We start from the raw sequence: 11,799 nt of genomic DNA, 5'->3' as shown, positions 1-11,799 counted from the left end.
TGGGAGCGAGCCTGCTCGCGATAGCGGTGTGACAGTCGACATCAATGTTGAATGTGACACCGCTATCGCGAGCAGGCTCGCTCCCACATTGGTTTTGTGTGAATAAAAAATATCCACAGGAGCGTGGACCATGCGTTGGGCGACGTATTTCGCCGTGTTGGCGTCTGTCTTGAGTGTTGGCCTGGCCCTCGGTGTCAGCATGCCGCTGGTGTCGTTGCGCCTGGAGGGCTGGGGCTACGGCTCGTTCGCCATTGGCGTGATGGCGGCAATGCCGGCCATTGGCGTGTTGCTGGGGGCGAAGATTTCCAGTCATCTGGCGGCGCGTTTTGGCACGGCGAACCTGATGCGTCTGTGCCTGTGGGCCGGGGCGCTGTCGATCGGCCTGCTGGCGCTGCTGCCGAGCTACCCGATCTGGCTGGTGCTGCGGCTGATGATCGGGGTGATCCTGACCATCGTGTTCATCCTCGGCGAGAGCTGGATCAATCAACTGGTGGTCGAGCACTGGCGCGGTCGACTGGTGGCGCTGTATGGCAGCAGTTATGCGTTGAGCCAACTGTCTGGTCCGTTGCTGTTGGGCGCACTGGGCACCGATCACGATTATGGTTTCTGGGTGGGTGTCGGTCTGTTGATCGCTTCGCCGTTTCTGCTGCTGGGTCGCAGCGGTGCGCCAAGCAGCGAGGCCAGCAGCGTGACGTTCGGTGATTTGTGGGGGTTCGCTCGTGAACTGCCGGCCATCGCCTGGGCCGTGTCGCTGTTCGCCGCGTTCGAAGCGATGATCCTGACCCTGTTGCCGGTGTATTGCCTGCAACAGGGTTTCACCGCAGAGATTGCGCTGGCGATGGTCAGCACTGTGGTGGTGGGCGATGCGCTGCTGCAATCGCCCATCGGTGCGCTGGCGGATTATCTGTCACGGCGGACCCTGTTCACCGGCTGCGCTGTGGTGCTGATGCTGTCGAGTCTGGCGATCCCGATGTTGCTCGACACTTTGCTGATCTGGCCGCTGTGGGTGCTGTTCGGCGCCAGTGCCGGGGGTTTGTTCACCCTGTCGCTGATCCTGATCGGCGAGCGCTACCGCGACGATGCGCTGGTGCGCGCCAACGCGCATGTCGCGCAGCTGTGGGGCGTCGGTTGTCTGATCGGGCCGTTGATGGCGGGGGCGGGCAGTCAGTGGATCAGCGGGCATGCGTTGCCGTGGTTGATGGCAGCCGGGGCGTTCGGGCTGGTGATTCTGCTGTCGCGGCAAGGGGCGTTCGGCAAGGTGCCGGAGCCCGCTTGATAAGCCGGCTGGAGCGGGCTGCTACAGCATCCGCTCCAGTCCCACGGTGGTGCTGAACCACGCATTGAATCGCCTCCACCAACTGCCCGGTTCCTTGGTCAGCGTGTGCATCTGGCCGTTGTCCTCGGTGACCCACACTACTTTTCCGTCCTGCAGTTTCGCTTCGTAGCTGAGCGCCGGCGCCATGCCTTGCAAGGCCAGTTCGCGCACGTGAGCCGCCAGTTCGGGGCTGTCCACCAGCACCCCGACTTCAGTGTTCCACAGCACCGAGCGCGGGTCGAAATTGAACGAGCCGATGAACGATTTTTTGCCGTCGAAGATCATTGCCTTGCTGTGCAGGCTCGAATCCGAGCCGCGATAGGACTTGCTGTAAAACAGGTGCGGGCCGCTGCCGTAGTTATCCCCAGGCTGGCGCCGCAGCTCAAACAGCTTCACGCCATGTTCCAGCAACGCCTTGCGGTACGGGGCATAACCACCGTGCACCGCCGGCACGTCGGTGGCTTCCAGCGAGTTGGTCAGCAGGCTCACCGACACGCCGGCATCCGCGCGGCCGGTCAGGTAGACCAGCCCCGGCTGCCCCGGGACGAAGTAGGCAGAAATCATCACCAGCTCTTTGCTGACACCGGTCAGCTCCGGCGCCAGTTGGGTCGTCAGCAGCAGTTGCGGATCGGGTTCGCCTTTGGCCAGCACCTTGCTCGGCGCATCCCACAGCGCCTGGTTCCAGGCCCAGATCAGCTCTTTGCGCCAGATATCCATGCGCGGGTCGGTGCGGTAAGTCATCAACTGTTGATACAGCGCGTGATTCTGTTTGCGGGTTTCCTCCAGGGATTCTTCCAGGCGTGTGCGGGTGTTCTGCAGGTCTTTTGACGTGGGTTTGCTGGAGAGGAACTCGTCGATCGGCTTGCTCAGGGCGCTGTTCCAGTACTGGTCGAAACTGTGCCCGAGCTGTTCGGCGACCGGCCCGACACTGAGCATGTCGATATCGGTGAAATTCAGGTTGGGCTCGGCATCGAAGTACTCGTCGCCCAGGTTGCGCCCGCCAACGATGGCCGCGCTATTGTCCGCCAGCCACAACTTGTTGTGCATCCGCCGGTGTTGCAGCGACAGGTTGAACAGCCGCCCGGCCGCCCGGGTCACGCCGGTGCTGCGCCCCAGGTGCAGCGGATTGAACAGGCGGATCTGGATCTGCGGATGTGCCGCCAGGGTGGCGATGATCAGGTCGAGGCCGTCGCTGGTGGTGTCGTCCAGCAGGATCCGCACCCGCACACCACGATCGGCGGCCTTCAACACTTCTTCCACCAGCATTCGCGTGCTGATGCCGTCATGGACGATGTAGTACTGCAAGTCGAGGCTGCGTTGCGCATTGCGGATCAGCTCGGCGCGGGCGGTGAAGGCTTCGGTGCTGTTGGACAGCAGGCGAAAGCCGGACTGGCCCTTGTAGGGCGCCGCCTGGGCCTGGATCGAACGACCGAACGTGGAGTCGGACGCCGGCAGCGCCTGGCTCGGTTCGCGCGGGACATCCAGCGAGGCGCACCCGGCGAGCATCAGGGCGGACAGCAGTGCAGGCGGCAGGAAATGTCTGGAGCTCAAGTCGGGTCGTTCCGGGTGTGGGCGAGGTCAGGAGTATGGCACGGCGCACGCCGCCTGTTGCCTGTTCGAAAAAGGCAGTCAATCCGATCCCTGAAGCAGAGCGGTTTGTAGCTCATGGCTGTCGGCAGTACGCGTTTTCTTAAACAAACCGAGGATTTTTCCGGCTCATATCAGCTACGCCTTGCAGCGATTTTTCCGTTGCTGATTGTGCCCTCGCCTTACATCGCTGCCGGGAAGCAATCTGAATAATGACGGCGCTGATTCTGAGGCAGGAAAGTTCCTGTTTTTCAGCAGAAGAAGCGCAGCTGGCTGTCATCTTTCGATTCTTATGGAGTGAGAATTTTCATGCGCAAGACCTTTCGTGCAATCGCTGTCGCAAGCGCCCTGTGTCCGGCATTGGCCATGGCCGATGGTGCAGACCTGAGTATCACCGGAACGATCATCCCGACCTCGTGTACTCCGGCCTTCACCGGCGGCAACACGGTCGACCTGGGGAATATTCCTGCCGGTTCACTGAATCGCGATCGGCAGACCGAGTTGCAAAACCACAACGTAACGCTGAGCATCAGTTGTTCGGCAATCGCGCCGATGGCGATCAAGGTGCATGACAACCAGGCGCATACCCAACTGCCTGGCATCGTCGTCGATGGCACCGATTGGTCGATGTACATCTACGGAATCGGACAAGTCGCAGGCGCCAAGATCGGTGGTTACGGTCTGCGTTACGGTACACCGACCGTCGATGGAAAGCCTTCGATGTTGATGTACAAGCAAGGGGACATGGCCAACTGGGAAGGTCTCGATACTGCAACGCTGGTCGGAAAGAATGCTGACGGCGGCAATCTTCGCTACTCGTGGGGAGGATCCGTGGCCGCAGGCCCGATGCCGGGCGTCGTGCATACGTTTCCCATGACGCTGGTGCCGGTCATCGGCCCGTCGGCGAACCTGCCGATTACTTCTGAAATCGCACTCAACGGCTCGGCAACGTTCGAGCTGCTCTACCTCTGACAGGGCGCGCAACGCGCAAACCATCGACAGGCGTCGGTCGCTTCCGAAGCCTGTCATCTTCAATCAATGTTATCGGCTGGCCTGTGGCCCGGCATGGAAGCCGGCTGCGCGCTCGCCTGTGGACAACGTCATGAACGCCTTTGTGCGAAATGCCATCGCCAGCATCTTGCTGGTTTTCTTGTGGGTGCCCGGCCCTCTCCGGGCGGCGGGAATGGTGCCCGAGACGCCTGTCGTTGTGCTCGACGAAGGCGTGGGTGAGGCCGGTATCAATGTGTTCAACAGCGAGTCGCATCCCGCGCTGCTGCACACCTCTGTTGAAGACGTGCCGCAAGACACCGAGTCATTGCTCCTGCTGACTCCGCCGGTGGCACGGGTCGAGCCCGGTGCGACGCAGCGCGTGCGCTTCATCCTGCGCAGTGCGGAACCTTTGAAGACCGAGCGCCTCAAGCGCGTGATCTTCGAGGGAATCGCGCCGCAGGACTCGACGGGCAAGGCGCAAGTGAGCCTGAGCGTGCGGCAGAACATTCCGGCGATCCTGCGTCCGGCGAATCTGCCGGTCGACCGCGAGCCCTGGAAGCATCTGGTGTGGTCGCGACAAGGTGCTGAGATACAAGTGCGCAATCCCAGTCCATATGTGGTGCGGCTGGGCCATTCGGTGACGCTACTGCCCGGCAGCAAAGAGATGGATCTGGGACGCACCTACGTGTTGCCCGGCGAGCAACTGACCTTGAGTGGGACGCCTGACCCGAGCAGTTCGCCGCTCCAGGTGCGGCTGTTCCCAGTAACCACCTACGGTTTCGCCATTGCGCACTTCGATGCTCCTTTGGTGACGGATTGATGCATTGGCGTTGCTATGCCGGCGCTGCGCTGATGATCTTCCTGGGATGTGCCCAAAGTGCTTGGAGCGCAGAGCGTGAGGCCGTGCAGTTCAATCAGGATGTACTCAAGTCACGTGGACTGGACCCGCGCCTTGCAGAGTACTTCAGCCAGGCGCCGCGTTTTCGAGAGGGGGTACAGGCAGTCTCGCTGTCAGTGAACGGGGTCCCGAAGGGACAGGTTCAGGTCATGTTCAATGCCGAGGGGGAACTGTGCTTCACGCCGTCCCTTCTGGAGCGGGGCGGCATGCGGGCGGCGGATTACGTCGAGCCGGCGGGTGGCGCGGGATGCGAGCTGTTCGCCCGGTACTTTCCGGGTGCGGTGATACAAGCCGATCCGTCGCAGGAACACATCGCATTGCTGTTGCCCACCGATGCGCTGGTGCCTGATCGCTCGGCCCGTCGCAGCTTTCTCAACGGGGGCACGGCAGGCCTGTTCAACTACGACGCCTTGCTGCTGGGCAGTCGTTTCGCCGGCCAGTCTTCGCAATTTCGCAATCTGAATGCCGAGCTGGGCCTGAATGCGGCGGACTGGTCGTTTCGCAGTCGCCAGGTGTACAGCGAGTTTGCCGGAGAAAATCGCCTTGAGCATTTGTATGCCTACGCCTCGCACACATCGGAACGCTATCAGGCCAACCTGCAACTGGGTCAGTTGAACATGGTCTCGCCGTTGTTTTCCGGTGAGGCGTTCAACGGCTTCCAGGTGCAACCGGAACTGGCCCTGATGGCGCTGGACGATGACAGCTCCGGTGCGCGGGTTGAAGGCATTGCCTATTCCGCCGCGCGGATCGAAGTCACCCAGAACGGTGCGCTGATCTACACCACGGTGGTGCCCGGTGGGCCGTTCACGCTGGTGGGTTTGCCGCTGCTCAGTCAGAGCGTGGATCTGGAAGTGACGGTGCACGAAGAGGACGGGCAGCAGCGGCGCTTCATTGTGCCGGCGACGCAGTTGCGGGGCGGGATGACGGGCAGGGCGGCAGGTTATGCGCTAGCGGTCGGTCAGGTTCGCCGCTATGCCGGCGACGAGCGTGATGCGCCGTCCTTTGCCGCCGCCAGCAAGGACTGGCAGTTGGGCCCGCGTGGGCAGGTCACGGCCGGCGCCATGTTCGGTACGGGTTATGAGTCGCTGGGCTGGGCGATGCAGGGCGGCATCGGTGATCGGCTGATACTCGGTGGGCGCCAGGTGCTTTCCCGGGCGCAGGATCAGGCTGTATCCGGCACGCAATTGCAGTGGACTGCCAGCGGTCGATTGAGTGAAGGGTTGTCGACAAGTGTTGCGCTGACCCAGCAGACCCAGGGTTTCCGCACGCTGTCGGACACCACCTGGGATTCGCGTAATGATCGACCGTTCCAGCGAGTGCGCAATCAACTGACGGCAAACCTCAGCACCAGCAGTCCGGTGTACGGAGGCTTTTCTGCCGGCTACTCGCGGTTTTCCATGTTTGACGGGACGGCCACGTCCAGAGTCGCTCTGGCCTGGTCGCAGAGCATTCGGCGGGCCAATGTGACCTTCACGGTTGAACGGGATGTCGCCGGGGCGCCTGACGACGCTCGGGGCACAGCGGCCTATCTGAGTGTCAGCTTGCCTCTGGGCGCGCGCCAGACCCTGCGCGGTTACGTGCGTAACGACGACGTGAGCGGCACCCGCAGCGGTCTGCGATTCAATGAACAGCTCAGCGACACCCTGGCCTACAGCATCGGCGCCGAGCGACCGGATGACGGCAGCGCCGGGTTCAACGGGCGGGTCAACCTGTTGCCCCGCTACAGTCAGATGGACATGGGCTATTCGCGCAGCGGCGCCGGTAACCAGAACTATGACATCGGCCTGCGCGGCGGTGCGCTGGTACACCGTGATGGCGTGACGCTGTCGCCTTATCCGCTGCGCGAAACCTTCGGCTTGCTCAAGGCCGGCGACAGCGCTGGCGTCAAATTGAACACCCCGCGTGGCCCTGTCTGGACAGACCATTCCGGGCACGCTGTGGCAGCGAGTCTGCCGGCGTACAGCAAAGGCCGGGTCGAACTGGATACGGCCAGCCTGGGGCGTAATGTCGATGTGCACAACGCTTATCAGGAGGTAGAAGCCGGGCGTGGTGCGGTCGCGCATCTGGTGTTCGACATGGTGATCGCGCGGCGCTTGCTGTTACAGGCGCGCACCGCCGACAACGTTCTTCTGCGCAAGGGCGGAGTCGTTTTCGACGCGCAGGGACAGTACATCACCAACGTACTGGAGGCCGGCACGATCTTCTTGCCCGATGTCCGGCCAGACACGAGTTTGCACGTGGTGCTGCCCGATGGCAGTCGCTGCCGGTTGGTCTACAGCCTCGGCGAACAGTCCGACACGCGATCGCTGTACGAAACGGCGCAAGCCACCTGCCACGCGGTTTAAGGAGTCAGTGACCATGCATCGTTTGAATACCGGCACGATCGGCCTGGCATTGCTCAGTGTCGTGTTTATCGCCGATCAGGCACAGGCGCAGTCGGGCTGTGCAGTCAGGCTGGGGCAGCCTTCCATCGATTTTGGTGCGATGACGCGCGGGCAGTTGCTGCAACAGCCCCTGGACAATGACCAGTTGAGTTTCGGGCGCCGACGGGTGCAGATCACCGTCCAGTGTGAACGGACAGCGCCGCTGCGACTCGACCTGGTGGCGCCGGCAGCCGATGCCGTGGACTATCGGTTTGGCGCAGGGGCGTTGAGGGTTCATGTGATGGCTGTCCGGGTGGATGGCAAAGCCGTGCAGTGGCTTGGATTTGAACCGGGTGTCGCATCCGGTGCGGCTGTCTGGCCTGCCGGGCAAAGCCTGATTCCCGCGCGGGCGGGCGTTGCACTGGAAGGTCAGCGAATGGATGTCGAAGTAGAACTTGAAGGGCGGGTAGGGGCAGCGCAGACCCGGGTTGCCGATCTGACCCGGTTCGGGATCGATCTGCGCTTTCAGGCGTACTGAAATTCGGACCCTGGAGACATGGCGGTCAATGCATCCGGCCGTGGCGGCGTAGGATCCCGCCACTGAGCTCAAATTACCTATTAAACCAGTCGTGATTTCGCTGTTTTAGCGTTCCCGTTTCCTACAGATTTATCTCTCATAAGCCGCAATCATCAGCCCGCTTACCTACATACCAGGTTTGTAGGGACTGAACTGTCAATCAAATGGAAGATTACGGCTTATGAAAAAGACATACCGTCTTGCAGTACTGGCGGCGGCGCTGCTGCCAACAATGGCAATGGCAGAAAGCGTTGATCTGAATGTCATCGGCACCATTATTCCGACCTCCTGCATTCCGGCCTTTGCCGGTGGCAGCACGGTGGATCTGCGCAAGATTTCGGCGGCGACGCTGAATCCGACCACCCAGACCCTGTTGGCCGGTCGCGATGTGTCCCTGCACATCAATTGCGATGCGCCGGCTCCCGTGGAAGTGTCGGTGCGCGATAACCGCGCTGGCACCAAGCTGCCGGGTATCAGTGACGGTGCCGGGCAAAGCGATCCGGCACTGTTTTACGGGCTGGGTGAAATCGACGGTACACCTATTGGAGGTTTCGCCTTGCGCCACGGCATTCCAGAGACCGACGGCAATGCCCAGACACTGCTGACCCGGACGCTGGCAGCCCCGGCATGGGGTGTACCGACCAGCACGCTGGTCAGCAATGCGCCGCAGTTGTACTCGTGGGGCGCCAGCGCCGCGACCGGCCCGGTTGCCGCCCGCCACCACGGTTTCCCGATGCACCTGCTGCCGATCATCGGCCCAAGCAACGCCCTGCCGATTGCCAACGAAATCCCGCTGGACGGCTCCGTGACGTTCGACATGTTCTACCTCTGACGGCGGCGTCCCGGTGCCTCTCAGGCACCGGGACTGGCTGGCGCATGCGAGCGCGGTCCGGCATCTGACGGATCGCATCCCGGATTTCACGGACTATCCCGATGCTCATTTCTTTCAAGACTGCTCTCAAGAAGGCACCGCTGTGCCTGTCCGCATGGTTTTCAGTACCGCTGGCCCACGCCGCCGGAATGGTTCCGCAGACGCCGGTGCTGTTGGTGGAGGAGGGCGCGGGTGAAGCGGTGATGAACGTGCGCAATACCGACACGCATCCCGCGCTGCTGCACACCACGATTGAGAACATTGAGGACAGTGACGATGTTCTGCTGATCTTCACCCCGCCCATCGCCCGGGTCGAGCCGGGCGGCATTCAGCAAGTGCGATTCATTCTGCAAAACCGGCAACCGTTGAAGACCGAACGCCTGAAGCGAGTGATCTTCGAGGGCATCAGCCCGGCCAGTGACGCCGCCGGAGCGCGGGTCACCCTCGGTGTACGCCAGAACCTGCCGGTGATTCTGCGTCCCGCCGGGTTGCCGGTCGAGCGCGAGCCGTGGAAGCGGCTGACCTGGTCAATGGATGCCAATGGTGTACAGGTCATCAATCCGAGCCCCTATGTGGTGCGGTTGGCGAAAACCATTGTGCCTCTGCCGGGCACCCGCTCGGTGAATCTGCCCAAGACTTACATCCTGCCCGGCGAGCGCCTGCACGCCGAGTTGCCTTTGCACACCTCGGCACGGGCAATGGCGGTCAGGATCTTCCCCGCCACGACCTACGGCTTTGCGGTCGACCATTACGACGCGCCGGTTACCCGCTGATGAAGTTTTGCGTTCGTTTGGGCGTGTTGCTGCTCGCGGCCAACGGCACCGTGCTGGCGGCCGAGTCACTGGAGTTCGACGCCCGCGTGTTGCGAGACCGAGGCATCGATCCTGCGTTGGCGGCGTATTTTCGTGAGGCGCCGCGCTTCACCCAAGGCGAACATGCAGTGGCGCTTGAGGTCAACGGGCAGGCCAGAGGCCGTGTACGGGTGGCATTCAACGAGCGGGGCGAATTGTGCCTGCACCCTCAATGGCTGAACGCTGCCGGAGTACGCCCGCCACCCTCGATGGACAAGCTGCAACCGGAGCAGTGCATGACGCTGGTGGAGGGATTTCCCGAAGCAGTCGTGCAACTGGATCCGGGACGCGAACGGATTGATCTGCTGGTACCGACCGACCGACTGGTGCTGCCGGAACGTGCACCCAACAATTTCGCCCATGGCGGTACGGCCGGCGTGTTCAACTACGACGCGTTGATGGTCGGCAGCCAGCATGAAGGCCAACACGACAGGTTTCAAAGCCTGGGCTCGGAGGTCGGCCTGAATGCCGGGGACTGGGTGTTGCGCAGCCGACAGTCCTACACGTCGACCTCCGGCAATTCGCGGTTCGAGCACCTGTATGCCTACGGTGCGCGAACCCTGGAGGACGCCGAAGCCAGTCTGCAGGTCGGGCAATTGAATCTCGCATCGCCCTTGTTTGCCGGTGAGCCGTTCAACGGTGTGCAGATCCTGCCGGAAGTGGCATTCACGCAATTGCGAACGGCGCAGGACGGTGCGCGCGGGCAGGTGGAGGGTGTCGCGTATTCGCCGGCCCGTATTGAAGTCCGGCAGAACGGCGTAATGATCTACACCACGATGGTGCCGAGTGGGCCGTTCACGCTGCGAGCGCTGCCGTTGCTGAGCAATCAGATTGATCTGGAGGTGACTGTCCACGAACAGGATGGACAGGCGCGGCGCTTGCGGGTGCCGGCGGCCAGTCTCCACGAAGCGCAATGGGCCGGGCCGAGCGGGTTCAACTTTGCGCTGGGCACGGTGCGCCGGCTGGGCTCGGACGACCGACAGACACCTTCTTTCACCGCATTCAGCAAGGATTGGGAGTGGGGGCAGGCCACCCGACTGAGCGCCGGTGTGCTCGCGGCAACCGACTACCTGTCGACAGGCTGGGGCCTTCAACGACAGTGGGCCGGCGGCTACGCACTGGGCGTGAAGCAGGTGCTGTCCGATGACCGCTCCCGAGGCGCGGGAGGTAGCCAGACACAACTGACGCTCAGTGCGCCACTGTCCGAGCACCTGTCGACAAGCCTGGTCGCGGTGCGCCAGAGCCGGAATTTTCGCACGCTGTCAGACACCGGCTGGGATCAGGAGCTCCACCGGGCCGAATCCCCCGGTCGCGATCACCTGGTGTTTTCTCTCACCGGATCGGTGGATCAATGGGGTGCATTCGGGGCGACGTGGTCGCGGTATTCGACCCAGGGTGAACCGTCGCAGTCGCGTCTTGGCCTGTCGTGGTCGCGCACGTTGCCTAAGCGCATCAGCCTGTCATTGAACCTGGAACGTGCCGTCGGTGATAAGGCCCCCGATCGCTTGGGCAACTCCGCTTACCTGACGCTGGGAATGGCGCTCGGTGGCCAGCGAAGGCTGCGCGGCTATTTGCGCCGTGATGATCGATCCGGCCTGCGCCGGGGCGTGGCCGTCAGCGACGTACTGGGTGAAAACCTGGCCTACAACGCCAACGCGGAGTACCGCGATGAGACTGCGGCCAGTTACGGCGTGCGTTTCAATGCGCTGCCGCGCTACACCAGCCTGGACGTCGGCGTCGGCCAGCGATCCGGAGCGACCGATTACGATGTGGGGCTGCGCGGTGGTGTGGCGCTGCATCGCGACGGCGCAACCTTGTCGCCTTATCCCCTGCGCGACACCTTCGGCGTACTCAAGGCCGGTGATCGCTCGGGCGTAAAACTGAACACGCCTCAAGGACCGGTCTGGACCGATGGCTCGGGCCACGCCGTCGCAGCGAGCCTGCCGGCCTGGTCGACCGCACGGCTGGAAATCGACCCGCTCAGTTTGTCGCGCAACGTCGAAGTGCTCGACGGAGTGAAGGAGGTGCAGCCGGCTCGTGGGTCAGTGCAGCATCTGGACTTTTCCCTCGTCACCGTCCGGCGATTGTTGCTCAACGCCATGACTGTCGACCGGCAATGGCTGGCCAAGGGGTTGAGTGTTCACGATGAACAGGGCCGCTACCTGACGACGGTCCAGGACGCCGGAACGATTTTTCTGCCTGACGCAAAAGCCGGTCAGCGCCTGCATGTGCAGCTCCCTGACAACACGCGGTGCGTGTTGCGTTTTCCGCTTTCCGAATCTCCTGACGACAGCGCGCTCATCGAGCGGGTCGATGCCACCTGCGCCCCGGCCGAACTGTCCTGAAC

9 protein-coding genes are annotated in these 11,799 nt (G+C 62.6%); 8 read left to right on the top strand and 1 reads right to left on the bottom strand.

The window, feature by feature from the left end:
- Positions 1-130 precede the first annotated feature (130 nt).
- A complete protein-coding gene (locus AC1RT4_RS08625) occupies positions 131-1,276 on the top strand; it encodes an MFS transporter (RefSeq protein ID WP_493084993.1) in 1,146 nt (381 codons plus the stop codon).
- A 21-nt stretch (positions 1,277-1,297) separates the two neighbouring features.
- On the opposite strand, the gene AC1RT4_RS08620 is transcribed toward AC1RT4_RS08625, so the two are convergent.
- Entirely contained in the window at positions 1,298-2,821 is a 1,524-nt protein-coding gene (locus AC1RT4_RS08620; RefSeq protein WP_493085289.1) for a phospholipase D family protein, read from the bottom strand.
- Between the two features lie 390 nt (positions 2,822-3,211).
- Between AC1RT4_RS08620 and AC1RT4_RS08615 the strand changes: the two genes are divergently transcribed.
- From AC1RT4_RS08615 to AC1RT4_RS08585, 7 genes are all read left to right on the top strand, one after another.
- Positions 3,212-3,874 (top strand): DUF1120 domain-containing protein, encoded by a 663-nt coding sequence (locus AC1RT4_RS08615; protein WP_493084991.1) that lies wholly within the window; start codon positions 3,212-3,214, stop codon positions 3,872-3,874.
- 130 nt (positions 3,875-4,004) lie between these two features.
- Positions 4,005-4,712 (top strand): fimbria/pilus chaperone family protein, encoded by a 708-nt coding sequence (locus AC1RT4_RS08610; protein WP_493084989.1) that lies wholly within the window; start codon positions 4,005-4,007, stop codon positions 4,710-4,712.
- Entirely contained in the window at positions 4,712-7,135 is a 2,424-nt protein-coding gene (locus AC1RT4_RS08605) for a fimbria/pilus outer membrane usher protein (protein WP_493084985.1), read from the top strand. The genes AC1RT4_RS08610 and AC1RT4_RS08605 overlap by 1 nt, the downstream gene beginning before the upstream one ends.
- A gap of 13 nt (positions 7,136-7,148) precedes the next feature.
- The gene (locus AC1RT4_RS08600; protein WP_493084983.1) at positions 7,149-7,691 is read left to right on the top strand and encodes a hypothetical protein; all 543 of its coding nucleotides are present in this window, start codon (positions 7,149-7,151) and stop codon (positions 7,689-7,691) included.
- Between the two features lie 220 nt (positions 7,692-7,911).
- Positions 7,912-8,562 (top strand): DUF1120 domain-containing protein, encoded by a 651-nt coding sequence (locus tag AC1RT4_RS08595; RefSeq protein WP_493084981.1) that lies wholly within the window; start codon positions 7,912-7,914, stop codon positions 8,560-8,562.
- A 101-nt stretch (positions 8,563-8,663) separates the two neighbouring features.
- Positions 8,664-9,374, top strand: coding sequence for a fimbria/pilus chaperone family protein (locus tag AC1RT4_RS08590; protein ID WP_493084979.1), 711 nt, complete (start codon positions 8,664-8,666; stop codon positions 9,372-9,374).
- Positions 9,374-11,797, top strand: a complete 2,424-nt coding sequence (locus AC1RT4_RS08585; protein WP_493084977.1) for a fimbria/pilus outer membrane usher protein — start codon at positions 9,374-9,376, stop codon at positions 11,795-11,797. The genes AC1RT4_RS08590 and AC1RT4_RS08585 overlap by 1 nt, the downstream gene beginning before the upstream one ends.
- The last annotated feature ends 2 nt before the right edge of the window (positions 11,798-11,799 follow it).

This window comes from Pseudomonas sp. GW821-FHT11D10 (assembly GCF_058808435.1).
This window is presented reverse-complemented; position numbering and strand designations above follow the sequence as displayed.

Excerpts from the sequence above, each read along its gene's own strand:
- AC1RT4_RS08625 (WP_493084993.1), top strand. The coding sequence starts at position 131 with ATGCGTTGGGCGACGTATTTCGCCGTGTTGGCGTCTGTCTTGAGTGTT.
- AC1RT4_RS08620 (WP_493085289.1), bottom strand. The coding sequence starts at position 2,821 with ATGCTCGCCGGGTGCGCCTCGCTGGATGTCCCGCGCGAACCGAGCCAG.
- AC1RT4_RS08615 (WP_493084991.1), top strand. The coding sequence starts at position 3,212 with ATGCGCAAGACCTTTCGTGCAATCGCTGTCGCAAGCGCCCTGTGTCCG.
- AC1RT4_RS08610 (WP_493084989.1), top strand. The coding sequence starts at position 4,005 with ATGAACGCCTTTGTGCGAAATGCCATCGCCAGCATCTTGCTGGTTTTC.
- AC1RT4_RS08605 (WP_493084985.1), top strand. The coding sequence starts at position 4,712 with ATGCATTGGCGTTGCTATGCCGGCGCTGCGCTGATGATCTTCCTGGGA.
- AC1RT4_RS08600 (WP_493084983.1), top strand. The coding sequence starts at position 7,149 with ATGCATCGTTTGAATACCGGCACGATCGGCCTGGCATTGCTCAGTGTC.
- AC1RT4_RS08595 (WP_493084981.1), top strand. The coding sequence starts at position 7,912 with ATGAAAAAGACATACCGTCTTGCAGTACTGGCGGCGGCGCTGCTGCCA.
- AC1RT4_RS08590 (WP_493084979.1), top strand. The coding sequence starts at position 8,664 with ATGCTCATTTCTTTCAAGACTGCTCTCAAGAAGGCACCGCTGTGCCTG.
- AC1RT4_RS08585 (WP_493084977.1), top strand. The coding sequence starts at position 9,374 with ATGAAGTTTTGCGTTCGTTTGGGCGTGTTGCTGCTCGCGGCCAACGGC.